Annotated in this window: 20 protein-coding genes; 7 read left to right on the top strand and 13 right to left on the bottom strand. The window is 69.0% G+C overall.

Translation table 11 applies throughout. The annotated features are described in order from the left end of the window. The first annotated feature begins 45 nt into the window (after positions 1-45). From ABFY20_RS09445 to ABFY20_RS09435, 3 genes are all read left to right on the top strand, one after another. Positions 46-1,275 carry an acetyl-CoA C-acyltransferase gene (locus tag ABFY20_RS09445; protein WP_368499676.1) on the top strand — a complete coding sequence of 410 codons (1,230 nt, stop codon included), beginning with the start codon at positions 46-48 and terminating at the stop codon, positions 1,273-1,275. Continuing rightward, positions 1,272-3,416: a 3-hydroxyacyl-CoA dehydrogenase NAD-binding domain-containing protein gene (locus ABFY20_RS09440; RefSeq protein ID WP_368499675.1), complete on the top strand. Its 2,145-nt coding sequence runs from the start codon at positions 1,272-1,274 to the stop codon at positions 3,414-3,416. Before ABFY20_RS09445 ends, ABFY20_RS09440 begins: the two co-directional genes overlap by 4 nt. 131 nt (positions 3,417-3,547) lie before the next feature. Further along, entirely contained in the window at positions 3,548-4,090 is a 543-nt protein-coding gene (locus ABFY20_RS09435; protein WP_368499674.1) for a dihydrofolate reductase family protein, read from the top strand. Between the two features lie 19 nt (positions 4,091-4,109). On the opposite strand, the gene dxs is transcribed toward ABFY20_RS09435, so the two are convergent. The 6 genes from dxs to dut form a co-directional block, all read right to left on the bottom strand. Next, positions 4,110-6,065, bottom strand: coding sequence for a 1-deoxy-D-xylulose-5-phosphate synthase (gene dxs, locus ABFY20_RS09430; protein WP_368499673.1), 1,956 nt, complete (start codon positions 6,063-6,065; stop codon positions 4,110-4,112). 98 nt (positions 6,066-6,163) lie between these two features. After that, complete coding sequence (acnA, locus tag ABFY20_RS09425) at positions 6,164-9,001, bottom strand: aconitate hydratase AcnA (protein ID WP_368499672.1); 2,838 nt, start codon at positions 8,999-9,001, stop codon at positions 6,164-6,166. Between the two features lie 141 nt (positions 9,002-9,142). After that, positions 9,143-11,521: an HAD-IC family P-type ATPase gene (locus ABFY20_RS09420; protein ID WP_368499671.1), complete on the bottom strand. Its 2,379-nt coding sequence runs from the start codon at positions 11,519-11,521 to the stop codon at positions 9,143-9,145. Beyond that, positions 11,518-12,294: a DUF3159 domain-containing protein gene (locus tag ABFY20_RS09415; RefSeq protein WP_368499670.1), complete on the bottom strand. Its 777-nt coding sequence runs from the start codon at positions 12,292-12,294 to the stop codon at positions 11,518-11,520. The genes ABFY20_RS09420 and ABFY20_RS09415 overlap by 4 nt, the downstream gene beginning before the upstream one ends. Before the next feature lie 2 nt (positions 12,295-12,296). Further along, entirely contained in the window at positions 12,297-12,962 is a 666-nt protein-coding gene (locus ABFY20_RS09410; protein WP_368499669.1) for a DUF3710 domain-containing protein, read from the bottom strand. Then, positions 12,959-13,417 carry a dUTP diphosphatase gene (gene dut, locus ABFY20_RS09405; protein ID WP_368499668.1) on the bottom strand — a complete coding sequence of 153 codons (459 nt, stop codon included), beginning with the start codon at positions 13,415-13,417 and terminating at the stop codon, positions 12,959-12,961. The genes ABFY20_RS09410 and dut overlap by 4 nt, the downstream gene beginning before the upstream one ends. Positions 13,418-13,456: 39 nt before the next feature. Here dut and ABFY20_RS09400 point away from each other — a divergent pair, with 39 nt between their 5' ends. Beyond that, the gene (locus ABFY20_RS09400) at positions 13,457-13,903 is read left to right on the top strand and encodes a DUF3093 domain-containing protein (protein WP_368499667.1); all 447 of its coding nucleotides are present in this window, start codon (positions 13,457-13,459) and stop codon (positions 13,901-13,903) included. A 22-nt stretch (positions 13,904-13,925) separates the two neighbouring features. Here the strand turns inward: ABFY20_RS09400 and ABFY20_RS09395 are convergent, their stop codons facing one another. Then, positions 13,926-14,219 carry a DUF4193 domain-containing protein gene (locus ABFY20_RS09395; protein WP_171704923.1) on the bottom strand — a complete coding sequence of 98 codons (294 nt, stop codon included), beginning with the start codon at positions 14,217-14,219 and terminating at the stop codon, positions 13,926-13,928. A 199-nt stretch (positions 14,220-14,418) separates the two neighbouring features. On the opposite strand from ABFY20_RS09395, the gene sepH reads away from it, so the two are divergent. Continuing rightward, positions 14,419-15,549 (top strand): septation protein SepH, encoded by a 1,131-nt coding sequence (gene sepH / locus ABFY20_RS09390; RefSeq protein WP_368499666.1) that lies wholly within the window; start codon positions 14,419-14,421, stop codon positions 15,547-15,549. A 24-nt stretch (positions 15,550-15,573) separates the two neighbouring features. On the opposite strand, the gene ABFY20_RS09385 is transcribed toward sepH, so the two are convergent. After that, on the bottom strand, positions 15,574-16,722 hold the full coding sequence (locus tag ABFY20_RS09385) for an alkaline phosphatase family protein (RefSeq protein ID WP_368499665.1): 1,149 nt from the start codon (positions 16,720-16,722) through the stop codon (positions 15,574-15,576). A 41-nt stretch (positions 16,723-16,763) separates the two neighbouring features. Between ABFY20_RS09385 and ABFY20_RS09380 the strand changes: the two genes are divergently transcribed. After that, positions 16,764-19,256, top strand: coding sequence for a DNA topoisomerase (ATP-hydrolyzing) subunit A (locus ABFY20_RS09380; protein WP_368499664.1), 2,493 nt, complete (start codon positions 16,764-16,766; stop codon positions 19,254-19,256). A 23-nt stretch (positions 19,257-19,279) separates the two neighbouring features. Here ABFY20_RS09380 and ABFY20_RS09375 read toward each other — a convergent pair whose 3' ends face one another. Further along, a complete protein-coding gene (locus ABFY20_RS09375) occupies positions 19,280-19,510 on the bottom strand; it encodes a hypothetical protein (protein WP_368499663.1) in 231 nt (76 codons plus the stop codon). Between the two features lie 191 nt (positions 19,511-19,701). Here ABFY20_RS09375 and ABFY20_RS09370 point away from each other — a divergent pair, with 191 nt between their 5' ends. Then, complete coding sequence (locus ABFY20_RS09370) at positions 19,702-21,789, top strand: type IIA DNA topoisomerase subunit B (protein WP_368499662.1); 2,088 nt, start codon at positions 19,702-19,704, stop codon at positions 21,787-21,789. A gap of 310 nt (positions 21,790-22,099) precedes the next feature. Here the strand turns inward: ABFY20_RS09370 and ABFY20_RS09365 are convergent, their stop codons facing one another. The 4 genes from ABFY20_RS09365 to ABFY20_RS09350 all read right to left on the bottom strand — a co-directional run bounded on the left by ABFY20_RS09365 (position 22,100) and on the right by ABFY20_RS09350 (position 26,996). Further along, positions 22,100-22,843 (bottom strand): type 1 glutamine amidotransferase, encoded by a 744-nt coding sequence (locus tag ABFY20_RS09365; RefSeq protein WP_368499661.1) that lies wholly within the window; start codon positions 22,841-22,843, stop codon positions 22,100-22,102. Then, complete coding sequence (locus ABFY20_RS09360) at positions 22,840-24,162, bottom strand: MurT ligase domain-containing protein (RefSeq protein WP_368499660.1); 1,323 nt, start codon at positions 24,160-24,162, stop codon at positions 22,840-22,842. The genes ABFY20_RS09365 and ABFY20_RS09360 overlap by 4 nt, the downstream gene beginning before the upstream one ends. 4 nt (positions 24,163-24,166) lie before the next feature. Continuing rightward, complete coding sequence (locus tag ABFY20_RS09355; RefSeq protein WP_368499659.1) at positions 24,167-25,480, bottom strand: RNA polymerase sigma factor; 1,314 nt, start codon at positions 25,478-25,480, stop codon at positions 24,167-24,169. A gap of 169 nt (positions 25,481-25,649) precedes the next feature. Continuing rightward, complete coding sequence (locus ABFY20_RS09350) at positions 25,650-26,996, bottom strand: nitrate/nitrite transporter (RefSeq protein ID WP_368499658.1); 1,347 nt, start codon at positions 26,994-26,996, stop codon at positions 25,650-25,652. Position 26,997 lies beyond the last annotated feature (1 nt).

Below are 26,997 nucleotides of genomic sequence, written 5' to 3'. Positions count from 1 at the left end.
GGAGGCCGGTTCTAGGATCGAACCCGACCAACCCCAGGAGGCATAGTGGCCGAAAGATCTGAAGTCGTCTTCGTCGATGGAATGCGCACCCCGTTCGGGCGTGCCGGCGAGAAGGGCGTGTACTGGCAGACCCGGGCCGACGACCTCGTGGTCAAGGCCATCGGTGGCGTTCTCGAACGCAACCCCGGGCTGCCCACCGAGCTCATCGACGACGTGGCGATCGCCGCCACCACTCAGACGGGCGACCAAGGCCTCACCCTCGGCCGGACCGCCGCGCTGCTCGCGGGCCTTCCGCTCTCGGTGCCCGGCTACGCGGTCGACCGCATGTGCGCCGGTGCAATGACGAGCGTCACCACCGTCGCCGGGGCGATCGGCTTCGGCGCCTACGACCTCGCCATCGCCGGAGGCGTCGAGCACATGGGTCATCACCCGATGGGCTCGGGCGTCGACCCCAACCCGCGGTTCCTCGCCGAGAAGCTGGTGAACGCCGAGGCCCTCAACATGGGCAACACGGCCGAGCGCATCCACGACCGCTTTCCCCAGCTCACCAAGGAGCGCTCCGACCGCTACGCGCTGCGCAGCCAGCAAAAGGTGGCTGCGGCCTACGAGGCGGGCAAGATCCAGCCCGACCTCGTTCCCGTCGCCATCCGCACCGCCGAGGGCTGGGGGCTCGCCACCCGCGACGAGGCGCCGCGCCCCGACACCACCCTCGAGGGCCTCGCCGGCCTGCGCACGCCGTTCCGGCCGCACGGCCGCGTCACCGCGGGCAACTCCTCCGGCCTCAACGACGGCGCCACCGCCTCGCTCATCGCGAGCGAGTCGACTGCCCGCGAGCTCGGCCTGCCGGTGAAGATGCGTCTGGTGTCGTTCGCGTTCGCCGGCGTCGAGCCCGAGATCATGGGTATCGGCCCCGTGCCCTCCACCGAGAAGGCGCTGCGCAAGGCCGGTCTCTCGATCGACGACATCGGCCTGTTCGAACTCAACGAGGCCTTCGCGGTGCAGGTGCTGTCGTTCCTCGACCACTTCGGCATCGACGACGACGACCCACGCGTCAACGAGTACGGCGGAGCCATCGCCATCGGGCACCCGCTCGCCTCCTCTGGCGTGCGGCTGATGATCCAGCTCGCCCGCCAATTCGAGGAGCACCCGGAGGTGCGCTACGGCGTCACCGCCATGTGCATCGGGCTCGGGCAGGGTGGCACCGTCATCTGGGAGAACCCGCACTTCGACGTGAAGTCGAAGGCGGCCAAGGCGAGCAGGAAGGCCGCACGATGACCGACTACTCCACCATCGACTTCTCCGAGCTCGAGGCCTTCTCTGCCGACGAGGTCGTCACCCACTCCTACGTGCGCGACATCCCGTTGCCGAGCGGCAAGACGCTCGCGCTCATCACGCTCGACAACGGGCGAGACCACACCCGGCCGAACACGCTCGGGCCCGTGGGCCTGCTGGAGTACCTGCACACCCTGCAGGCGCTCAAGGTGCGCGCCTCCGCCGGCGAGATCGACGCCGTCGCCGTCACCGGAAAGCCGTACATCCTCGCTGCAGGCGCCGACCTCAGCAAGGTGGGCGAGGTGCCGAGCAAGGATGCGGCGCGCAAGCTCGCCCAGCTCGGTCACTACGCCTTCGCCTCGATGAAAGACATCGGGGTGCCCACGTTCGCCTTCATCAACGGGCTCGCCCTCGGTGGCGGTGTCGAGGTGGCCCTGGCCGCCGACTACCGCACGGTCGACTCGTCCATCCCCGCCCTGGCGCTGCCCGAGGTGTTCCTCGGCATCATCCCCGGCTGGGGTGGCGCATACCTCCTGCCGAACCTCATCGGCATCGAGAACGCCCTGAAGGTCATCGTCGAGAACCCGCTGAAGAACAACCGCACACTGAAGGGCCAGGAGGTCTTCGACCTCGGCATCGCCGACGCCATCTTCTCCCCGCGCAACTACCTCGAGGAGTCGCTGGCGTGGGCAGACGGCGTGCTCGCCGGTCGCATCAAAGTGAAGCGGCCGAACGAGCCCGGCAAGATGGAGCGCCTGGTGAAGTGGGACGTCGCCATCGGCATCGCCCGCAAGATGCTCGAGTCGCGCATCGGCACCGTCGCGAAGTCGCCGTACGCAGCCCTCGATCTGTTGAAGGCCGCGAAGTCGGGTACGCCAGAGGAGGGCTTCGCCCGCGAAGACGAGGCTCTTGCCGAGCTGATCTCCGGCGACCAGTTCCAGGCCAGCATCTACGCCTTCAACCTGGTGCAGAAGCGCGCCAAGAAGCCGGCCGGCGCGCCCGACAAGGCGCTGGCGAAGCCGGTCACCAAGGTCGGCATCATCGGCGCCGGCCTCATGGCCTCGCAGTTCGCGCTGCTGTTCGTGCGCCGCCTGCAGGTACCCGTCGTCATCACCGATCTCGACCAGTCGCGGGTCGACAAGGGGCTCGAGTACATCCGCGGCGAGATCGCGACGCTGCTGTCGAAGGGCCGCATCTCCTCCGACGACTCGAACCGCCTGAACGCCCTCGTCACCGGCACCACCGACAAGTCGCAGTTCGACGACGCCGACTGGGTCATCGAGGCCGTGTTCGAAGAGCTCGGGGTGAAGCAGGACGTCTTCGCCGAGATCGAGCAGCACATCTCCGAGACCGCCGTGCTCGCCACGAACACCTCCTCGCTCTCGGTCGAGCAGATCGGTGCGAAGCTGAAGCACCCCGAGCGCCTGGTCGGCTTCCATTTCTTCAACCCGGTCGCGGTGATGCCCCTCATCGAGGTCGTGAACACGCCGGCGACGGATGAAGCGACGCTGTCGACCGCCATGGTCACGGCGGCGAAGCTCAAGAAGAACGCCGTCATCACCCGCGACACCCCCGGGTTCGTGGTGAACCGCATCCTGGCCAAGGTGCTGGGCGAGGCGATGCACGCCGTCGACACCGGCACCCCGTTCGAGGTGATGAACCGGGCGCTCGACCCGTTCGGCCTGCCGATGACGCCGTTCGAGCTGCTCGAGCTCGTCGGGCTCAAGGTCGGCGCGCACGTGCTCGACACGCACCATGCGGCGTTCCCCGACCGTTTCTTCGAGAGCACGAACCTGCACGAGCTCGCCGAGCACGGAAAGATCTTCGACCGCGACGACAAGGGCAAGATCAAGGGCTTCGACAAGAAGGCCGTCGCGATCGTGTCGCCGCCGAAGGGCTCCGCCACCCCCATGACCGAGGCGGAGATCCTCCGCCGCGTCGAGGACGGCCTCGCCGACGAGGTGCACCGCATGCTCGAAGACGACGTCGTGCACGCGGCAGAGGACATCGACCTCTGTCTCATCCTCGGTGCGGGCTACCCCTTCCAGATGGGCGGGCTCACCCCCTACCTCGACCGCGTGGGCGCCTCGGAACGCGTCTTCGGCGACACCTTCCACCATCCCGTCATCCGCGGCGTCGACTAGAGCCTGCGGTTCGAAACCATAAACGTCGCGCCGTCCGCAGCCCTCCCGGGCTCGGGCGGCGCGACGTTTGCGTTTCTGAACCGGCCCGGCAGTGAGGAGGGAGTGTCGGGGGTGGCGGGTACGGTCGGGGCATGACGAAGACGCAGTACTACGTGGCGGCGAGTGTCGATGGGTTCATCGCCGATCGGGAGAACGGGCTCGGGTGGCTGCTCGAGTTCGGGATGGAGGAGTTCGAGGGCGACTACGAGGAGTTCCTCAGCGGCGTGGGCGTGGTGGTGATGGGGTCGCGCACCTATGAGTGGCTGCTCGCCGAGGGGAGCCCGTGGGTGTACCCCGAGCAGGAGGCCTGGGTGCTGACGTCGCGCGAGCTGCCGCCCATCGAGGGTGGGGAGCGCATTCGGTTCGCCTCGGGCGATGTCGCCGCCCTGCATGCCGACTGGGTCGAGGCTGCCGCCGGGAAGAACATCTGGGTGGTCGGCGGCGGCGAGGTCGCCGCACAGGTGGCCGATTCGGGGCTGCTCGACGAAATCTGGCTCACCATCATGCCGGTGGTGCTGGGCGCGGGTGCTCCCCTGCTGCCGATCGCGGCGAACACCTCAGCGCTCACGGCATCGAACGTCGTCGCGCTGCCGAGCGGTGCGATCGGCGTGCGCTACGACCTCAGGGCGAGCTGACCCGCGCCGGCGCGAGTGCCTAGCGGGTGAGGTGCTCGATCGAGATGCTGCCGGTGTCCGAACGAGGACCACGCGGGCGTGCGATCGGGATCTTGTCGCCGCGCACCTGCGCGATGACGTCTTCGGCGATCTTCGCAGGCGTCAGCCCCACGCGGTCGAGGATCTCGTCGCGACTCGCGTGCTCGAGGAACTCGTCGGGAAGCCCCAGCTCGGTGACCGCGGTGTCGACGCCCGACTGCCGCAGGTCTTGACGGATGCGCGTTCCGATCCCGCCGACCCGCACGCCGTCTTCGATGGTCACCACGAGCCGGTGCGCATCCGACAGCTCGATGATGCTCCACGGCACGGGCACCACCCAGCGCGGGTCGACGACGGTCGTGCCTATCCCCTCGGACGCCAGCAGCTTCGCGACGTCGAGCGCGATCTCCGCCATCGTTCCGACAGCGACGATGAGCACGTCGCCGCGCTCGTCTTCGCGCAACACGTCGACGCCGTCGTTCGTACGCCGTACCGCTGTCAGCTCCGCGCCCACCGACCCCTTCGGGAACCGGATCACCGTGGGTGCGTCGGTCACCTGCACCGCCTCGCCCAGCAGCTCGCGCAGCCGCTCGGCGTCGCGCGGCGCGCTGAGCCGGATGCGCGGCACGACCTGGAGGATCGCCAGATCCCACATGCCGTGGTGGCTCGCCCCGTCGGGGCCCGTGACCCCCGCACGATCGAGCACGAAGGTGACCCCCGCCTCGTGCAGGCCCACGTCCATGAGAACCTGGTCGAAGGCGCGATTGACGAAGGTGGCGTAGAGCGCGACGACGGGGTGCAGCCCGCCGAACGCCATGCCGGCGGCCGAGGTGACCGCGTGCTGCTCGGCGATCCCCACGTCGAAGACGCGGGCCGGGAAGCGCTCGGCGAGCTTGTGCAGTCCTGTCGGGCGTAGCATGGCGGCGGTGATGCCGACGATCGAGGCGTCGCGCTCGGCCTGCTTCACGATCTCGTCGGCGAACACACCCGTCCAGGACGGGGTTCCCGAGCCCGAAGAGAGCGGCTCGCCGGTCTCTGGATCGATCTGCCCGACGGCGTGGAACTGATCGGCCACGTCGGCGAGGGCGGGCTCGTAGCCGCGGCCCTTCTCGGTGATGGCGTGCACGATCACCGGCGCCGCGTAGTCCTTCGCCTGCCGGAGAGCCTCCTCCATCGCCTGCACGTCGTGCCCGTCGACCGGGCCCACGTACTTGATGTCGAGGTTCGCGTACAGCGAGGCGTTGTTGGTCATGCGGCTGAGGAAGCCGTGGAGACCGCCGCGCACACCCCGGTACAGCGCCCGGCCGAAGGCCCCGCCGACCCGGTCGAACACGCGCCAGCTGGTCTGGTGCAGTTGACGGTAGCCGTTCGCCGTGCGCACCCCGTTGAGGTAGCGCGCCATGCCGCCGATGGTGGGCGCGTAGGAACGGCCGTTGTCGTTGACGACGATGACGAGGTTGCGCGAGTTGTCGTCGCTGATGTTGTTGAGGGCCTCCCAGGTCATACCGCCCGTGAGCGCCCCGTCGCCGACGACCGCCACGACGTGCCTGTCGGTCTGGCCCGTCATCTCGAACGCCCGCGAGATGCCGTCGGCCCACGACAGCGAACTCGAGGCGTGCGACGACTCCACGACGTCGTGGTCGCTCTCCGAGCGCTGCGGGTAGCCGGCGAGGCCGCCCTTCTGGCGCAGCCGAGAGAAGTCCTGCCGGCCCGTGAGCAGCTTGTGCACGTACGACTGGTGCCCGGTGTCGAAGACGATCGAGTCGCGCGGGGAGTCGAAGACCCGGTGGATGGCGATCGTCGTCTCGACGACACCGAGGTTCGGCCCCAGGTGACCGCCGGTCTTGGAGACCTCGGTCACCAGGAAGGTGCGGATCTCCGCCGCGAGCACCTCGAGCTCCTCCGAGGAGAGAGTATCGAGGTCTCGCGGCGTGGTGATCTTCTCGAGCAGGCTCATGTCATCCACCTTCCCATGACACCGTGATCTTTGAGTCTACGACGCGGGAAAGCTCGGCGAGCTGTGACGCGGGAACGACGGGCGAGCAGTCAGGCTCCTCAGACGAGGCTCCGCAGCACGTACTGCAGGATGCCGCCGTTGCGGTAGTAGTCGGCCTCACCGGGCGTATCGATGCGCACGACGGCGTCGAACTCGACGGTCTCCTTGCCTGCGGGCGAGTTCTCGCTCGGGGCGGCGACGACGTGCACCGTCTTCGGGGTGCGACCCTCGTTGAGCTCCTCGATGCCCGTGATCGACACGATCTCGGTGCCGTCGAGGCCGAGTGACTCGACGCTCTCCCCCGCCGGGAACTGCAGCGGAACCACGCCCATGCCGATGAGGTTCGAGCGGTGGATGCGCTCGAAGCTCTCGACGATCACGGCCTTCACACCGAGGAGCGAGGTGCCCTTCGCCGCCCAGTCGCGCGACGAACCCGATCCGTACTCCTTGCCGCCGAAGATGACGAGCGGAATGCCCTGGGCCTGGTAGTTCATCGACGCGTCGTAGATGAACGACTGCGGGCCGCCCTCCTGCGTGAAGTCGCGCGTGTAGCCGCCCTCCACGCCGTCAAGCAGCTGGTTCTTCAGACGGATGTTCGCGAAGGTGCCACGGATCATCACCTCGTGGTTGCCGCGACGCGAGCCGTAGGAGTTGTAGTCCTTGCGGGCCACACCGTGCTCGTCGAGGTACCTGCCGGCGGGGCTGTCGGCCTTGATGTTGCCTGCGGGCGAGATGTGGTCGGTGGTGACCGAGTCGCCGAGCTTCGCGAGCACGCGGGCACCGCTGATGTCGGACACCGGGGTGGTCTCGAGCGTCATGCCCTCGAAGTACGGGGGCTTCCGCACGTAGGTCGACTCCGAGTCCCACTCGAAGGTGGGGCCGGTGGGCGTCGGCAGCGACCGCCAGCGCTCGTCGCCGTCGAAGACGCCGGAGTACTCGTGGTCGAACATCTCGGTGTTGATCGAGGTGTCGATGGTGCGCTGCACCTCGGCCGAGTCGGGCCAGATGTCGCGCAGGAACACGTCGTTACCCTCGGTGTCTTGCCCGAGCGCGTCGGTCTCGAAGTCGAAGTTCATCGAGCCGGCCAGGGCGTAGGCGATGACGAGCGGCGGCGACGCCAGGTAGTTCATCTTCACGTCGGGCGAGATGCGGCCCTCGAAGTTGCGGTTGCCCGAGAGCACCGCGGTGACGGCGAGGTCGTTGTCGTTGATGGCGGCGCTGACCTCGTCGATGAGCGGGCCGGTGTTGCCGATGCACACCGTGCATCCGTAACCCACGGTGTAGAAGCCGAGGGCCTCGAGGTCGGCGGTGAGGCCGGCCTTGGCGTAGTAGTCGGTGACGACCTTGGAGCCGGGGGCGAGCGTCGTCTTCACCCACGGCTTCGCCTTGAGCCCGAGCTTGTTGGCGTTGCGTGCCAGCAGGCCCGCCGCGAGCATGACCGAGGGGTTCGAGGTGTTGGTGCACGAGGTGATCGCGGCCACGGCGACGGCCCCGTGGTCGAGGGTGTACTTGTCGCCGGATGCGGTGGTCACCTTCGTGGGCTTCGAGATGGCGGGAGCATGGCTCACGTGGCTCGTCGAGTGGGAGTGCTCGTGCGCCTGGTTCTCGTCTTCGGCGGTGAAGCCGATGGGGTCGGAGGCCGGGAAGGTGCCCTCGACCGCGGCGTCGACGACGGTGAGGTCGTCGGCCGCGGCGTAGTTGGCGAGGTCGCGTTCGAAGGTCTCCTTGGCGACCGAGAGCTCGACGCGGTCTTGCGGGCGCTTCGGGCCCGAGATCGACGGCACGACGGTACCGAGGTCGAGCTCGAGGTACTCGCTGAACACGGGCTCCTGCGAGGGGTCGTGCCAGAGCTTCTGCAGCTTCGAGTAGGCCTCGACGAGGGCGACCTGCTCGTCGCTGCGGCCGGTGAGTCGCAGGTAGTCGAGCGTGACGTCGTCGATGGGGAACATGGCGGCGGTGGAGCCGAATTCGGGGCTCATGTTGCCGATGGTGGCGCGGTTCGCGAGGGGCACCTGGCCGACGCCCTCGCCGTAGAACTCGACGAACTTGCCGACCACACCGTGCTTGCGCACCATCTCGGTGATGGTGAGCACCACATCCGTCGCCGTGACTCCGGCGGGGATGGAGCCGGAGAGCTTGAAGCCGACGACCTTGGGGATGAGCATCGAGACGGGCTGGCCGAGCATCGCGGCCTCGGCCTCGATGCCGCCGACGCCCCAGCCGAGCACGCCGAGCCCGTTCACCATGGTGGTGTGCGAGTCGGTGCCGACGCAGGTGTCGGGGTAGGCGCGCAGCACGGTCTGACCGAACGAGTCGACGACCTCGCGGGTGTAGGTGACGCGGGCCAGATACTCGATGTTCACCTGGTGCACGATGCCGGTGCCCGGGGGCACCACCTTGAAGTCGTCGAACGCGGTCTGGCCCCAGCGCAGGAACTGGTACCGCTCGCCGTTGCGCTCGTACTCGATCTCGACGTTGCGCTCGAGGGCGTTCTCGGTGCCGAACAGGTCGACGATGACGGAGTGGTCGATGACGAGCTCGGCGGGGGCGAGTGGGTTGATCTTGGTGGGGTCGCCGCCGAGGGCGCCCACAGCCTCGCGCATGGTGGCGAGGTCGACGATGCAGGGCACACCGGTGAAGTCCTGCATCACCACGCGCGCCGGGGTGAACTGGATCTCGGTGTCGGGCTCGGCGGTGGGAACCCAGCTGCCGAGCGCCCTGATGTGCTCGGAGGTGATGTTCGCACCGTCTTCGGTGCGGAGGAGGTTCTCGAGCAGCACCTTCAGGCTGAACGGGAGCTTCTCGTGGCCTTCGACCTTGTCGATCCGGTAGACCTCGTACGACTTGTCCCCGACCTCGAGGGTGTCTTTCGAGCTGAAACTGTTCACTGCCGACACGTCGACCTCACCTTCGCTGACTCACGACAATCTTTGTTCGCGAGGGGCGTGAGGGCTAGGAAGGCGAGCCTTACAACAGGCCTGCATCCCAGCATCCACGCCGAAAAAATTTATCTTGACGTCAAGATAAATGTACCACCGTCACTCGCGGTCGAACACCAGGCCGCGGCTCTTCGCGACGCGATACCAGAGCTCGATGCCCGCAGCGCCGAGCGCTCCGACCCCGATCGCGAACAGCAGGGCGACCGGGTGGCCGAGCTGCAGGGCGAAGAAGTCGCGGGAGAGCGGCACGAGGAACGCGGCGGTGAACACGACGGCCACGACGACGACCATGCCGAGGCGCCACGAGGTGAGCGGTCGCGCCAGAACGCAGAGCACCCAGAGCGAGACCAGGAAGAGCGTGACGGTGACGAGGCTGCGCGCCTCGGCCAGCGGCACCCAGGCGCGCAGCACGGCGAAGGAGGCGAGGATGGCGACCGCCGCGAGGAGGCCCGAGGGGATCGAGAACGCCAGCACGCGCTTCAGCACCCCCGGCTGGTAGCGACGACGGTTCGGGGCGAGGGCGAGGAAGAAGGAGGGGATGCCGATGGCCAGTGACGACACCAGGGTCATCTGCCGGGGAAGGAAGGGGAACTGCCAGAGCAGGAAGGCGCTGGCGAGGGCGAGCACGATGCCGTAGACGGTCTTCGAGAGGAAGAGGTTCGACACGCGCTCGACGTTGGCGATGACCCGGCGGGCATAGGCGAGCACGGTGGGCAGCCGGTCGAAGCGGCTGTCGAGCAGCACGATGCGCGAGACGGCCCGGGTCGCGGGGGTGGCGTTGCCCATGGCGATGCCGAGGTCGGCGTCTTTCACCGCCATGGCGTCGTTCACGCCGTCGCCCGTCATCGCGACCACGCGCCCGTCGCCCTGCAGCGACTTCACCACTCTCCGCTTCTGCTCAGGGGCGACGCGACCGTACACGCTGGTGCGGCCGAGCGCCTCGGCGAGCTCCTCGTCGCTCTCGAGCGTGCCGGCGTCGACCGCGCCGGGCGGCAGGCCCAGCTCGTCGGCGATCGCGCCGACCGTCACCGGGTTGTCGCCCGAGAGCACGACGACCCGCACGCCCTGGTCATGGAAGTACGACAGCGTGTCACGCGCATCCGGTCGCACCGATTCGTGGAACACGGCGATGGCCGCAGGGCGGAAGCCGCCTCCCGGGTCGGTGCGATCGGCGTAGTCGCTCGCGAGACCGGTGCCGAGGCCGAACGCGAGCGCCCGCCTGCCCGAGGCGGCGATGGCGTTCGCCTGGGCGAGGGCGGCGGGGTGCGCGGCGAAGAGCCGCTCCGGGGCGCCGAGCAGCCACGTCTCGTCCCCGTCGTCGCGCTGCAGGCTGATCGCACTGAAGGCGCGGCGCGAGCTGAACGGCAGACGTTCGAGCACGTGCGATCCATCGAGCACGAAGTGCGGGCGCAGCGCGAGCGCCGTCTGGTTCGCCGCGACGTCGTGGGCGATGATGCCGAGCACCCGGTCGAGCCGCTCGGTCGCGAAGCCCTCGTCGAGGGTGACGAGCCGCTCGAAGCCGATCTCGCCCGTCGTGAGGGTTCCGGTCTTGTCGACGCAGAGCACGTCGACCCTGGCCAGCGCCTCCACCGCGGCGAGCTCCTGCACCAGCACCTTCTGCCGCCCCAGCTGGATGACGGCGACGCCGAAGGCGAGGCTCGTGAGCAGCACGAGCCCCTCCGGGATCATGCCCACCACGCTGGCCACGGCATCGAGCCCCGCGGCCCGCCACGACTCGATGCTCACGGTGTGCAGGCCGTCGAGCCCGCCGTAGGCGAGCACCCGGCCCACCACCACGATGGCGATGACGGGCAGCAGCAGCCAGGTGAGGTACACCAGGATGCGCGTGGTCGCCGCCCGCAGCTCGGAGTACACGAGGGTGCGCTTCTTGATCTCGCGGGTGAGCGAGTTCGCGTAGGCGTCGGCTCCGACGGCCGTGACGAGCGCCTCCGCGGTGCCGGAGACGATGAGGGAGCCCGACAGCACGGTCTCGCCGGGGCGCTTGGCGACGGGCTCCGACTCCCCGGTGAGCATGGACTCGTCGACGAGGAGGTCGGCGACCTCGCCGAGCTCGGCGTCGGCGGTCACCTGGTCGCCGGGGCGCAGCAGCATGAGGTCGCCCAGCACGACCTGCTCGGGCCGCAGCACCACGACGTCGCCGCCGCGTCGCACGGCGGTCTCGGGCGCGGCCAGCAGGGCCAGCCGGTCGAGGCTCGCCTTGGCCCGCAGCTCCTGCACGATGCCGATGAGCGCGTTCACCACGACGATGCCGTAGAACAGCCCGTCGCCCAGGTCGCCGAGAAGCAGCACGGCGACGAAGCAGACGGTGAGGATGCCGTTGAAGAAGGTGAAGACGTTCTCCCGCAGGATGCTCCCCACCGACCGCGAGGTCGTGGAGTCGCTCACGTTCACGAGGCCGCGGGCCTGTCGATCGGCGACCTCCGCCGCATCGAGCCCCGGCGACCCCGGCGGGATCACGCCGCCGGTTTCTTCGCGTAGGCGGCGCGCACGAGCAGCCACGTCACCCAGAGCAGGCCCGCGTACAGCGGGACACCCATGATCAGCTTGACCGACCCGAGCAGCTCCGTCTGACCCGCCCAGTAGAGGGGAAGCTCGACGATGAGACGGGCGGCGAACAGTCCCACCCAGCACCAGGTGGCGACGAGCACCACGCGGCCCTTGGCCTTGTCGGTGCGGTAGCCGCCCGGGTCGTTGGCGAGCAGGCCCACGATCACCCCGATGAGCGGTCTGCGGGCGATCAAGGAGACCAAGAGCACCACGAGGCACACCACGTTGATGGCGATGCCCACCAGGAAGTTGTCTTCGGCGCGCCCGGTGAACAACGCGAGCCCCGCAGACACCCCGACGCCGATGAGCCCGGCGATGGCGGGCATGGGCGCGCTGCGGGTGATGAGCCGCACGATGACGAACACCACCGAGACGGCGACCGGCGCGCTGACGGCCAGCACGAGATTCTTCGTGAAGGTGAAGAGCACGAGGAAGGCGAGGCCGGGCAGGATCGACTCGATCAGCCCGCGCACCCCGCCGATGGCGCGCAGCAGCGACGACGCTGTCGGCGTCTCCCCCGGCTTCACCTGCCCGATGCCGGCGTTGCGCGCCGCCTGGGCGAAGGCCTCGTGGAAGGTCTGCGGCGCATCCGTCTTCTCGGCCGGCGCAGCAGCGCGGTCGATGGATGCCGCGGTGTCGTCGGACGGGCTCGGCACCCCGGCCTCGTGCGGCTGGCTCGTCATGCTCAGGCGCCGGCGGCCTGCGCCCCGCCCGAGGCGGCGGTCTTCGGGATGGTGAGCGGGATGAGGTCGCGCGGCGGCATCGGCGCGGTGCCACGCACCACGACGACGCTGCGGAAGAGCTCCTCCACCGCGGCCTTGGCGGTGGGGTTCGTCATCGCCTCACCTGCGATGACCCCGCGCAGCAGCCAGCGCGGACCGTCCACCCCCACGAAGCGCGCGACGCGCATGCCCTGCTGGCCATCGGGCCCGACCGCGGGCACGCCCGCCACGAGCTCGGGGCCGAACGGGCCGTTCTGCACCGTGCTCTTGCCGCCCTGCTTGAGGATCTGGTCTTCGATCTGCTCGCGGATCTCGTGCCACAGGCCGGTCGAGCGCGGCGCGGCGAAGGCCTGCACTTGCAGGGTCGAACCGGCGTAGTCGAGCCCGACGGCGACGACGCGGTTCGTTCCTTCCTCGACCTCCAGGCGGAGGTGGAGTCCCTCCCGCGGAAGGATCTTGAGCCCGCCGAGATCGACGTAGGGCCGCGCGGGGCTCGCCTCGCTGGCGTCGAAGGGGCCCTCGGTGGCACGGTCGTCGGGGGCCGACTTGCTGTCGTCGGGAGCGGAGTCGCTGCCGTCGGGCGTCTGGGGTTCCGGCTGCTCGTCGGGCACGATGTCTTTGTCGGTCATGACTGGCTTCCGTTCGTGGGCGACGAGTATCCGGTCGACCCGAATCCGCCTGCCCCGCGATCACTCCCGGGGAGCGTCTCGACGGGCACGAACACGGCCCGGGTCACCGGCATCACGATCAGTTGCGCGATTCTGTCGCCGACGGCGATATCGTACGGCACGTTGCTGTCGGTGTTGAGGAGCACGACCTTGATCTCCCCGCGGTACCCGGCATCGACCGTGCCGGGAGAATTGACCACGGTGATGCCGTGCTTGGCGGCGAGCCCGCTGCGCGGCACCACGAAGGCGGCGTAGCCGTCGGGCAACGCGATCGAGACCCCTGTGCCGACCATCGCCCGTTCACCGGGGGCCAGGGTGAGCGCCTCGGCGGAGTGCAGGTCGGCGCCGGCGTCTCCGGGGTGGGAGTAGGCGGGGGCGCGTTCCGCGGTGAGCAGGATCTCGATCGAAGAAGTCACGAGTCGAGGCTAGTGCAGAAAGAATGATCGAATAGAGCCATGCAGCACTACCGCGAGAGGCTCCACCCGTCGCTCTGGGTCTACCTCTCCACAGCTCTCGTCCTGCCCGCCAGCACCATCGTGTTCGCACCGCTCACCACGGTTCCCGGCGTGCTGGTCGGCCTCGTGGTGGGGCTCGTGCTCTACGCGGGCATCGTCGTGATCCTCGTCGCCACCTCACCCGTGCTCGAGGTGACCGAGAACGAGGTGAGGGTGGGGCGGGCCCGCATCGCAAAACGCCTCGTCGGAGACTGCCAGGCCTACACGGGCCAGGATGCCGCCCTGCAGCGAGGCCGCCTGCTCGATGCGCGCGCCCACCTCTGCATCAGGGGGTGGATCGACCCGGTGGTGAACATGCGAATCGCCGATCCGCAGGATCCGACACCCTACTGGCTGGTGTCGACCCGGCGTCCCGGCGATTTCATCGATGCGGTGACGATGCGCTGAGCGCGCGTGCCGCGGGAGGCGCTTAGGAGGCGCACTCCACGCAGATCGCGCCGAACTTCTCCTCGTGATCGATCTGCGAACGGTGCTTCACCAGGAAGCAGCTCATGCAGGTGAACTCGTCGGCCTGCGGGGGCAGGACGACGACGTCGAGATCGAGGTCGGAGAGATCGGCTCCGGGCAGCTCGAAGCCGCCCGGGTTGTCGGCGTCATCGACATCTACGACGCCGGACATCTTGTCCGGAACCCGCTCCTTCAGCGCTTCGATCGAATCCGAGTCGTCATCGGTCTTGCGCGGTGCGTCGTAATCAGTCGCCATGCCTATCCACTTCTTGAATACCCATTAACAAAATCGGCGGCGTTAGTTTGCATCAAAGAGGCTGGAATAGCAAACCGCCGAATGAGCAGTGATTACTCACGCGGCCATCAACTTGCGGCGCGCCCGGAACATTCCCCGTCGCGGCAGCCGCGACGTGTCATCCTGTCAGCGAACAGCGACCTCTGGAGGGCCTTTCACCATGCAGGAATTGACGGTTGTCGGCGTCGAGGACGAGGCGCTCGTCGTCTCGAGCGACAGCGGCGAACGCTTCAGGATCGTCATCGACGAGGTTCTCCGATCCAAGCTCAGGCAGGGTATCGCCGCGGGCTCGGGCGGCCGGAAGGTGCCGCCGCGCGAGATCCAGACCCACATCCGTGCCGGCCTCTCCGCCGCAGAGGTGGCCGAGCTCACCGGGGCCTCGGTGGAGTACGTCGAACGCTTCGAGGGCCCGGTGGTCGCCGAGCGCCAGTTCATCGTCGATTCCGCTCTCCGCGTAGCCGTGCAGCCCACCTCACCGGCCGACCCGCTCGGCGAGGAGCCGCTCTCCACCTTCGGCGAGGCGCTCGAGGAGCGCCTCGAGGGTCTCGACGCCCGCGACGTGCGCTGGGCCAGCTGGAAGGACGAGACGGGCTGGACGGTGAAGCTCACCTTCACTTCCAGGGAGATCGAGCACGACGCCCGCTGGCAGTTCGACCCGAAGCGGCACGTCCTCACTCCGCTGAACAACGAGGCGACGACGCTCTCGCGCCACGGCGAGCTCACCGAGGGCCTCATCCCGAGGCTCCGCGCCGTCGGGTTGCCGAGCGACGACGACTCCCGCTTCGACAGCGGGGCCTTCTCCCCCCTCGATCGCGAGCAGCCGGCTGCCGCCGCTCCGACCGAGACGACGGATGCTGCAGCCACGACCACCGCGGAGACCGCGGCCCGAGAGCTGCCTCCCCGCCCGCTCGGCACCCGGGAGCCGCGCCCCTTCGACGCCTACTCCGTGAAACGCGCTTCCGACGACTCCGACACGGCCGACCACAACCAGACCGCCGACCTGCTCGAGGCGCTCAGGCGTCGGCGCGGGGAGCGCGAGGCCGCCACCTTCGACGGCAACCCCGTCGACGAGCACCCCGTCTTCTCCGGCCCGCGGGCCGTATCGGCCCCGCCGGCAGAACCGGTCGACACCCCGCTGCCGGGGCTCGAGCCCGAGCCCACGGTCGATGCCGAGGGCACCCCCGCGCCCGACACCCGCGCCAAGCAGACGGCCGCACGGCGCCAGCGGGCGGCGATGCCGAGCTGGGACGAGATCGTCTTCGGCGCACGCAGCGAGGACGACCCGGCCTAGCGCGGCGCGTGTCGGGGTGGGCTCTCAGCCCGCCGCGTAGGCTCCCGCGCGCAGCAGAGGCACCATCGTCTCTTCCGCGGTGAGGGAGCCGTGCTGGCCGATCATCGACCTGCCGCTCGTATCGCCCCCGCGACCGTCGTAATAGGCGACGAGTTTGCGAGCCGCGACGAGTACGTCGCCGATGCGGGGAAGCACCTCGCCGTCGACGTCACCGAACCACCCGGCACCCACGGCCTCCTCGCGCGTCGCGACCCAGGCGCGGGTGCTCTCGCTCGCCCGCCAAGCATCCGCGAGCCGTTCGCGCTCGGCTGCCGACGCATCCGGAGCCAGGTAGAGCTGCAGGCAGCGCGGGTCGCCGCCCACGTGCTCGACGCCGGCGACGAGCTCGGGTGCCTCACCGAAGACGATCTGCGATGTCGCAGGCACGTCGACCACGCCGTGGTCGGCGGTCAGCAGCAGGCCCTCCCCCCGGCGGAGCGTGCGTTCGAACGCGCCGAACTCGGCGTCGAGCGCTTCGAGGGCCGCGAGCCAGCGGTCGGATTCCCACCCCTTCGCGTGCGCGAGCTGATCGAGCTCGGGCACGTACAGGTAGACGAGCTCGGCCGACCCCTCGTCGAGCACCCGGCGCGCGGCGGCGAAGCGGTCGGCGATACTGCGGGCCGGCGTGTACACGGCGCCGCGGAGAATGGCCCGGGTGAGGCCGGAATCGGCGTACTGGGCCGGACCGATGGCGGCGGAGGCGCCGCCGGCCTCGGCCGCCCGCTCGAAGACCGTCGGCCGGCGCTGCCAGGTGGCCGGTGGCATGGCGTCGTTCCAGCCGGAGAGCTGGTTGAGCACGCGCCCGGCCGCGGGCACGAGGGCCGTGTAGCCGACGAGCCCGTGCTGCCCGGGTGCCGTGCCGGTGGCGAGGCTGGCGAGGGCGGCAGCGGTCGTCGTGGGGAAGCCGCTCGAGAGCACGGCGCGCTTGGTGAACAGGCGGGCCAGCGCGCGTGCGTGCCCGACACGGGCCCGCAGGGCTGCGGCGCCGAGGCCGTCGACCAGCACCACGACACCCCGAGAGGCCGGAGGCAGACCCAGCCGGTTCGCCCCGCCGCCGAGCGACGCGACGCAACTCGGCAACACGTCGGCGAGCGTCGGCTCCCCCGCGGCACGCGTCGGTAGCATGGTGGACATTCGGCCAAGTCTGGCACAGCACCTCTTTCAGAAAAACAGGAATGACACAAGCGAAGAACGATCCCTCCGAGAGCGCGGTCGAGAAGATCCTCGACGTCGACGTCGCCACCGAGATGCAGGATTCGTTCCTCGAGTACGCGTACTCGGTCATCTATTCGCGCGCGCTCCCCGATGCGCGCGACGGATTGAAGCCGGTGCAGCGCCGCATCCTGTACATGATGAGCGAGATGGGGCTGCGCCCCGACCGCGGGCACGTCAAGAGCGCCCGCGTCGTCGGCGAGGTGATGGGCAAGCTCCACCCGCACGGCGACACCGCCATCTACGACGCCCTGGTGCGACTCGCCCAGTCGTGGACCATGCGGGTTCCGCTCATCGACGGCCACGGCAATTTCGGTTCGCCCGACGACGGGCCGGCCGCCCCGCGCTACACCGAGGCCCGGCTCGACTCCCCCGCCATGACCATGGTGGAGGGCCTCGACGAAGACGTCGTCGACTTCGTGCCGAACTACGACAACCAGCTCACCCAGCCCGACGTGCTCCCCGCCGCCATCCCGAACCTCCTGGTCAACGGAGCGAGCGGCATCGCGGTCGGCATGGCGACGAACATGGCACCGCACAACCTCATCGAGGTCGTCGCGGGTGCCAGGTACCTCATCGAGAACCCCGATGCGACGCTGGACGAGCTGATGACGTTCATCCCCGGCCCCGACCTGCCGGGTGGCGGCACGATCGTCGGCCTCGCGGGCGTGCGCGACGCCTACGAGACCGGCCGCGGAGCCTTCAAGACCCGGGCGAAGGTGTCGATCGAGAACCTCACGCCCCGCAAGACCGGGCTCGTCGTCACCGAGCTGCCGTACCTCGTGGGCCCCGAGAAGGTGATCGCGAAGATCAAGGACGGCGTGACCGCCAAGAAGATCCAGGGCATCAGCGACGTCACCGACCTCACCGACCGCACGAACGGGTTGCGCCTGGTCATCGGAATCAAGACCGGCTTCGACCCCGCGGCCGTGCTCGAGCAGCTCTACAAGCTGACGCCGCTCGAAGACGGGTTCAACATCAACAACGTCGCCCTGGTCGACGGCGGGCCGCTCACGCTCGGCCTCCGCGACCTGCTCGTGGTCTACGTCAACCACCGCATCGACGTCGTCACTCGTCGCACCCGCTACCGACTCGATCGGCGCCGCGAGCGGCTGCACCTGGTGGAGGGCCTCCTCATCGCGATCCTCGACATCGACGAGGTCATCCAGGTCATCCGCGGAAGCGACGACACGGAGCAGGCGCGCGTGCGCCTCATCGACGTGTTCGAGCTGAGCGTGCTGCAGGCCGACTACATCCTCGAACTGCGATTGCGCCGGCTCACCAAGTTCTCGCGCATCGAGCTCGAGGCCGAGCGCGACCAGCTGCAGGCCGAGATCGCCCAGCTGGAGGCGCTGCTCGGAGACCCGGCGCTCATCCGCAAGGCCGTCTCCGACGAGCTCGACGAGGTCGCCGAGAAGTACGGCACGCCGCGCCGTACGTTGCTCACCGAGGCGCGGCCCGCGCTTCCTGCGGCGTCGCGACGCGCCGCCCCCGTGCTCGAGGTCACCGACGTGCCCTGCGTCGTGTACCTCAGCACCACAGGGCGGGTCGTGCGGGTCGACCGCGAGGACGCGGAGGGGGCAGCCGGCTCCGGCATCGGCTCGGCGCTCGGTGCGCCGACGGCTCCGGTGCGCCGCAGCAAGCACGACGCCATCCGCAGCGAGGTCGTCACCACCCGCCGCTCCGAGATCGGCGCCATCACCGATGCAGGGCGGCTCGTGCGCATGCCCGTGCTCGACCTGCCGGCCGTACCGGCCTCGTCGGTGCAACTCGGCGCGGGCGTGAAGGTGGGCGAGTACCTCGCGCTCGACACGAAGCGGGAGAAGGTCGTGGCGCTGGTGTCGCTCGACTCCCCCGTGCCCGTCTCGCTCGGCACCGCCCAGGGTGTCGTGAAACGGGTCGCCCCGGGCACCTACCCCGCGCGACCCGACTTCGAGATCATCGCGCTGAAGCCGGGCGACTCCGTGGTGGGCGCCGCGCAGCACTCCGAAGACGACGAGCTCGTCTTCATCACCTCAGACGCCCAATTGCTGCGCTTCTTCCAGGCGAGCGTGCGGCCCCAGGGTGCCGCCGCAGGGGGAATGGCGGGGATCAACCTGGCTGCCGGAGCATCCGTCATCTGGTTCGGGTCGGTGCCCGACGGGCAGGATGCGGTGGTGGTGACCATCGCGGGCAGCACCTCCACGCTGGCCGGCACCGACGCCGGGAGCGGCAAGGTCTCCGACTTCGCCGAGTTCCCGCCCAAGGGTCGAGCCACCGGCGGCGTGCGCGCCCACCGCTTCTTGAAGGGCGAAGACGTGCTCACGGTGGCGTGGGCCGGCGTCGCGCCCGCCCTCGCCGTCGGAAACGACGGCGCCGCCCGGAGCCTCCCCGAGGTGGGGGCCCGGCGCGATGCGTCGGGGGCGGCTCTGAGCGGCGTCGTGGGTTCGATCGGGTCGGCCCGCTCCGCGAGCTGAGCTCGGCGGGCGGGGCGACAGCGCTAGTCGTTCAGCAGTTTGGACGACTCGTCGTGCCAGCCGGTCGCGACCTGGGAGAGCTTCTCCTGGTACTTGCGACCGTGGTGCGCGCAGAAGAGCAACTCGGCTCCCGACGGCATGTCGACGCGGATGTAGGCCTGCGCTCCACAGCTGTCGCAGCGGTCGGCCGCCGTGAGCTGGTAAGCGTTCTCGAGATCGGAAACAGCGCCGGGTTCTGTTGCAACGGTGTGCATCTTCTGCTCCTTAACGGCTCGAACGGTGACTGACTGGTACAGCCATCCAAGCACTGTTCCATCACGGTCAGGACTCAATCCGGTTGCGTTTCGCTGTGCGCGTAGTGTGCGTTCGCCTCGGCGCCCGGCAGGAAGCACCCCGGGCGGGTGTCGTGGCGCCCGCTGTCGGAGGCGGCAAGTAGCCTTGACGGGTGGCATCAGCGTCCGACTACTCCGCCAGACACCTCTCCGTGCTCGAAGGGCTCGAGGCGGTGCGCAAACGCCCCGGCATGTACATCGGGTCGACCGACTCGCGCGGCCTCATGCACTGCCTCTGGGAGATCATCGACAACTCCGTCGACGAGGCGCTCGCCGGCCACGGCACCTCCATCGGCGTCGTGCTGCACGACGACGGCAGCGTCGAGGTGCGCGACACCGCCCGGGGCATCCCGGTCGACATCGAACCGAAGACGGGGCTCTCGGGCGTCGAGGTCGTGTTCACCAAGCTGCACGCGGGCGGCAAGTTCGGGTCGGGATCGTACGCCGCATCCGGTGGCCTCCACGGGGTGGGCGCCTCGGTGGTGAACGCCCTTTCCGAACGGCTCGATGTCGAGGTCGACCGCGACGGGAAGACCTGGGCCATGTCGTTCCACCGCGGCGAGCCCGGCGTCTTCGACGACGGCGGCAAGGAACCCAGCCCGGATGCGCCGTTCACCCCGTTCGACAAGCGCAGCGAACTGCGGGTCGTCGGCAAGGTCGCCAAGGCGAAGACGGGCACGCGGGTGCGCTACTGGGCCGACAGGCAGATCTTCACGAAGGGCGCCGAGTTCCAGAGTGACGAGCTCCTCGTGCGCGCGCGGCAGACCGCGTTCCTCGTTCCGGGCCTCGAGATCAGCATCGACGACGAACGCGGCGACGAGCCCCGCACCGATTCCTTCCGGTTCGAGGGAGGCATCTCAGAATTCGTCGACCACCTCGCCACCGACTCACCCCTTACCGAGATCTGGCGCATCCAGGGCAGCGGCACCTTCAAGGAGACCGTGCCCGTGCTGAGCGACAGCGGGGCGATGGTGCCCACCGAGCTCACCCGGGAGTGCACCGTCGACCTTGCTCTGCGCTGGGGCGTCGGCTACGACACCGCTTTCCGCAGCTTCGTCAACATCATCTCGACCCCGAAGGGCGGCACCCACCAGGCCGGGTTCGAAGCGGGCCTGCTGAAGTTCCTGAGGCAGGCCGTCGAGGCCAATGCTCGCCGGCTCAAGGTCGGCAACGACAAGCTCGAGAAAGACGACGTGCTCGCCGGGCTCACCGCCGTGCTCACCGTGCGTCTGCCCGAACCGCAGTTCGAGGGGCAGACGAAGGAGATCCTCGGCACGCCCGCCGTTCGTGCGATCGTCTCCAACGTCGTCACGAAGGGGCTCGCCGAGCGGTTCTCGTCGGCCAAGCGCGACGACAAGGCGCAGACCGCGCTCGTGCTCGACAAGGTCGTCGCCGAGATGAAGTCCCGCATCTCGGCGCGCGCCCACAAAGAGACCCAGCGCCGCAAGAACGCACTCGAGTCATCGTCGCTGCCCGCGAAGCTCGTCGACTGCCGCAGCAGCGACGTCGCGCAGAGCGAGCTGTTCATCGTCGAGGGCGACTCCGCGCTCGGCACCGCGAAACTCGCCCGCAACAGCGAGTTCCAGGCGTTGCTGCCCATCCGTGGCAAGATCCTCAACGTACAGAAGGCCACGGTGGCCGACATGCTCTCGAACGCGGAGTGCGCGTCGATCATCCAGGTCATCGGGGCGGGCTCCGGCCGCTCCTTCGACCTGTCGGCGGCCCGGTACGGCAAGATCATCCTGATGAGCGACGCCGACGTCGACGGGGCGCACATCCGCACCCTGCTGCTCACCCTGTTCTTCCGCTACATGCGCCCCCTCATCGAAGACGGGAGGGTCTATGCGGCCGTCCCGCCGCTGCACCGGGTGGTCGCCATCAACCCCGGCTCCAAGCCGAACGAGACCATCTACACCTACTCCGAGGCCGAACTGCAGGGTGTGCTGGCATCGCTCAAGAAGTCGAACCGCCGCTACCAAGACCCCATCCAGCGCTACAAGGGCCTCGGCGAGATGGACGCCGACCAGCTCGCCTCCACCACCATGGACAAGCGCTACCGCACCCTCCGCCGCGTCGGAGTCGCCGACGCGGCGGCCGCCGAGCACATGTTCGACCTCCTCATGGGCGACGACGTCGCCCCCCGCAAGGAGTTCATCATCCAGGGATCAGACGCGCTCTCGCGCGAGCGCATCGATGTCTAGCTGCCGGCGGGGCCGTGCTGCGCGCGGCCCCGCCGGGGCGCGCCGCCGCTTCTGCGGCGCGCCGCGACATGTGAGTGTGCGGTCGCTTCGCGGCCGCGCACTCACCCTGGGTCGTTGATAAGAGCCCGTTGCGTCGGACCCCGCGCCGAAGCTCGGGCAGAGTGAGCTCGCCCCTAGTTAGTCGCCCGAAGTGTCCCCATTCCCGGGAATGCGAGCACTTTGCGCGACTAAAGCCGTGGGGGCGCCTTGCGCGGGGCGGGCACCCTCGGGGGTCGGTGTGCAGCGCCGCGAGGCGACCCGCGCCCTCGGGTTACTCGCTCAGCGGCCGAGCGGCGATGGTCGCGCGAGCCTGGCGGGCTCGCTCGTCGATCACGCGGAGGGCGTCGGGGTCGGGGGTGGTGTAGTCGAGTCCGCGGCGGAGACGGGCGGTGTCGAGGAGGGAGTCGGCGATGACGGGGTTGTTCGCGAGGAGCGGCCCGTGCATGTGGGTGCCGAGCAGGTTGCCCTCCCAGAAGCCCTCGTTGCCGGGGGTCTCGGTGTTGCCGCGACCGTAGACGACCCGGCCGAGGGTCTCGTGGGGGCCGACCTCCACGAACGAGCCGCGGTTCTCGAAGCCGACGACGGGACCGAGCCGGGGCGAGTCGAGCACGAAATCGCCCACCACGCGGGTGCCGCCGTGGCGGGTCGTGACGGGGAACACCCCGGCGCCTTCGAGCACCTCGCCGTTCTCGAGGGTCACACTCTCGCCGAGCAGCTGGAACCCGGCGCCGATCGCCAGGAAAGGCACACCGTCGGCCGCGAGCTCCCGCAGCGGGGCCGCGATCGTCAGCACGAGCGGATGCGCGATCACCTCTGCCGAGACCGGTCCGCTTCCGATGAACACGAGATCGGCATCCGCGAAGCCGACCGGCTCGCCCCCGTCGTAGCGGGTGACCTCGACGGGCAGCCCGCGCCACTCCGCGCGCAGCCTCAGGATCTCGACGTTGCCGGCCTCACCGTTCAGCCCGAGCAGCCGGGGGAACAGGTGGAGGATGCGCAGAGCACTGCCGGTCATGCCGCTCCCCCGCCCTCGAGCTCTTTGAAGCCCAGGATCTTGCGGATGTCCATCATCTGCTCGTAGTTGAGGATCATCACCTTGTGTCCGGTCGAGGGCTTCGGCAAGGCGAGGAACGCCTTGAGCGCCGCCCGCACGTCGAGGTCGACCGACCCGACCGGGATGCTGAGATACCCGAAGCGCACCGCGAACTGCCACGCCTTCGATCCCGTGATGCCGTCGACGTGATCGAGTGCGGAGAAGTCGATGTCGTAGATCCACGAAGGGTCGGGGGTTCCCTCGTCGACCGCCAGGAACACCTGCTCCGGCGCACTCTCCAGCGAGTCGAGGTTCAGCTGCAGGCTCGCCGGGTTCTTCATCATGATGATCTCGATCTGCTCGCCGTTCACCACGAGCATCTCCCCGCGTCCGTACACGGTGGCGAGCGAGTCGAGGGCGGCGGTCACGAGTGCCGGCTTGAAGCGGGCCCCGAGCACGCTGCGTGCCGCGGCCGCGGCACCGGCCGCGTCGAGCGCGTAGTGCAGTCCACGGGCGGGCAGCCGCACCTCTATCTCGGTGCGCTCGGCCACACCCGAAGTCGGCAGCACAGCGCCCTCGATGGCGAGGGTCGCCCGGGCGCCGTTCAGCGCGACCACCTCGACGGCCGCGGGGCGCGAACCAGGGCTCGCCGCCGACTCGCCGAAACGATCGGCCGACGCCACTCCGTGGCTCGCCGGCTCCACGAGCGCCGGCACGCCGCCGAAGAACGACACCGCACGACCGGCCTTGGCCGGGATCTGCTGGTCGAGATCGACGAGGAAGTTGTCTTCGCGGTTGAGGATGAGGCCCTCGGTCGAACTCGCCGCGACCCGGCCCAGCATGGCGGCGACGCGATCGGGCTCGTGGTACCGGTTGAGCTGGTCGATCTGGATGTTGAGCAGCAGCACCGTCTTCGGCTTCAGCAGCTCGGCCAGGCGCGTGCCGTATCCCTCGTCGACCTCGAGCACGGCGATGTCGGAGTCGAGCTTGCCCGACACCGATACCTCGGAGAGCAGGGCAGAGGCGATGCCCTGCGGCAGGTTGCCGCCCGAGGGGTTCGTGAACACCGAGAGACCGTGCGCACGCACGATCGCCGAGAGCATGTTCGTGGTGGTCGACTTGCCGTTCGAGCCCGACACCGCGACGACACCGTCGGGGATAGCGGCGATCGTGCGCTCGAGGAACCCGGGATCGATACGCAGCGCGATGTTTCCCGGTATCGCCGAGCCGCCGCCGCGCAACCGCGCAGCGACGCGCACGGCACGCCCGACGAGAACCGCCGCCGTGGTTCGCAGACCCATCGGCCTACTCGAGGTAGTCGCGCAGCGACTGCGATCGCGACGGGTGGCGGAGCTTCGCCATGGTCTTCGACTCGATCTGACGGATGCGCTCTCGCGTCACGCCGAAGGTGTCACCGATCTGGTCGAGCGTCTTGGGCATGCCGTCGCCCAGCCCGAAGCGCATCCGGATGACACCGGCCTCGCGCTCCGACAGCGAGTCGAGCAGCGACTCCAGCTGCTTCTGCAGCATGGTGAAGCCCACGGCGTCGGCAGGCACGACCGCCTCGGTGTCTTCGATCAGATCGCCGAACTCGCTGTCGCCGTCTTCACCGAGCGGGGTGTGCAGCGAGATGGGCTCGCGGCCGTACTTCTGCACCTCGATGACCTTCTCGGGGGTCATGTCGAGCTCGCGGCTCAGCTCCTCGGGCGTGGGCTCGCGGCCCAGGTCTTGGAGCATCTGGCGCTGCACGCGGGCGAGCTTGTTGATGACCTCGACCATGTGCACCGGGATGCGGATCGTGCGCGCCTGGTCGGCCATGGCGCGTGTGATGGCCTGGCGGATCCACCACGTCGCGTACGTCGAGAACTTAAAGCCCTTGGTGTAGTCGAACTTCTCGACCGCGCGGATGAGGCCGAGGTTGCCCTCCTGGATGAGGTCGAGGAACTGCATGCCGCGGCCGGTGTAACGCTTGGCGAGCGACACCACGAGACGGAGGTTCGCGCCCAGCAGGTGGCTCTTGGCGCGCTGACCGTCTTTCGCGACCCACTGCAGCTCACGCTTGGCCGAGGGGCTGAGGTTCTCGGTGGTGGCCAGCTTGTCTTCGGCGAACAGACCCGCCTCGATGCGCATGGCGAGCTCGACCTCTTCGGCGGCGTTGAGCAGCGCCACCTTTCCGATCTGCTTGAGGTAGTCCTTCACCGGGTCGGCGGTCGCGCCCGTGATCGTCGTCGAGTAGACGGGCACGTCGTCCTCGTCGTCGACGAGCGAGAGCACCAGGGCACCGCTCGGCAGCGCCTCCTCGGCAGCGGCAGGGGCCTTCTTGGCCTCGTCGTCGGAGTCGCCCTCGGCATCCGTGTCGGCGGAGTCCGCGTCGGTGGCGTCGGTGTCGGCCTCGGCGGTGTCGCCGTCGGCCTCGTCGTCGAGCTCTTCCTCGTCGATCTCGTCTTCAGCGTCGTCGTCGACCTTCGAGGCCTTCTTCGGGCTCGCCTTCGACGCCGCCTTCTTGGCGGGTGCTCGCTTCGCGGCGGCGCGCTTGGGCGCGGCTGCGGCCTTCACCGACTCCGTCTCGTCGGGCGCCACTGCCGTCTCGAGGGTGTCGGCGGACTTGGGGGTGGCCATGAGATCACCTTTCATGCCACGTGGGGTGAGGAGTTGAGTGCGTTCCCCCGGCAAGCGATCCGCCACGTGAAGATGTTTTTGGACAGTACTAAGACCCATGTCAAGTGCTGGTTCGTCGCAGCCTCATCAGAGCTACTGCACCACGCACAGGAACGGGTCTTCATATCAATTATTGCACGGAACCGGTAGCCCTCTTGCCGCCCGGGCCCCGGCGTTTCCATGCCCTGTACAGTGCAACCCAGATGGGGCCCACGGATATTCCCTCGTCCTCCTCGAGCTTGCGCCTGGTGCGCCGCCGCGCAAGCAGCAGCATCACCACCCCGAACCCGATCACCGGGTACTGCACCGCGAACGCGATCCGGAACGCGTCGAGATCGTAGAGGGTGCCGCTCAGCCCGCTGTCGAACTGCAGGTCGAGCACGAGGCCGATGAGGAACATGATCACGAAGCTGGCCGTGAACCCGCCGACGTTGACGATGCCGTTCGCCGAGCCGAGCGACCGGATGGGGTTGAACGACCGTGCGAAGTCGAAACCGATGAGCGAACCAGGCCCCCCGACTCCCATCGCGACCACCAGCACGAGGATGAGCCACGCCGGCGGCACACCCGGCCAGAGCAGTACCGCCGCCCACACGGCGAGCAGCAGCGCGGCGATGCCCAGCACGAGGTTCGAGCGGCGCAGCGGGAAACGTGCGGTGAGGATGCCGAGCACCGGCCCCGCCACGAGCCCCGTGAGCACGATGACGACGAGGTAGAAGGATGCGGTGCCTTCGTCGAATCCGAGAGCCGAGACCATGAAGGGGAAGCCCCAGAACAGCGCGAAGGCGGTGCCCGACGACTGGCTGACGTAGTGCGACCAGAAGCCGAGTTGGGTGCCCGGGCGCCGCACCGTCTGCCCGAGGCCGTGAAGCGCCTCCTTGATGGAGGCGGCCCGCGGTGGTTCGGCGGCGTCTCGTGGGCGATCGGCGAGGAAGACCAGGCACAGCACGAAGCCGGCGAACGAGAGGGCTGCGGCGGCCGAGAAGGCGACCGACCAGCCAGCCTCGTGCAGCAACCAGGCGAACGGCACCGCCGACAGGATCTGGCCGATGGCCCCCACATTGCCCGTCCACTGCGACAGCATCGGGACGATGCGGCCCGAGAACCAGGAGTTCACCAGTCTGATCAGCGAGATGAAGATGGCGGCGTCACCCGCACCGACGAGCATCCGGCCGACGATCGCCACACTGATCTCGGGGGCGAAGGCGAGCGTGGTCTGACCGGCGACCATCACGGCCGAACCGACGGAGATGAGCACTTTCGGGCCGACGCGGTCGATGAGGATGCCGATCGGTACCTGCAGGCCCGCGTACACGATGAGCTGCACGACGGCGAGGGCCGACAGCAGCGCGGCCGTGGTGTCGAAGCGTTCGGCTGCCGACACACCGGCGACTCCGAGTGTCGAGCGTTGCATCACGCCCGCCATGTAGGCGAACACGCCGACCCCGAAGACGAGCCAGGACCGACGGGAGTTCACC

The sequence above is a fragment of the Herbiconiux sp. A18JL235 genome, from assembly GCF_040939305.1.
Classification (GTDB): Bacteria; Actinomycetota; Actinomycetes; order Actinomycetales; family Microbacteriaceae; genus Herbiconiux.
Note: the sequence above shows the minus strand (reverse complement) of the source record. Positions and strands in the feature narration are given on the sequence as shown.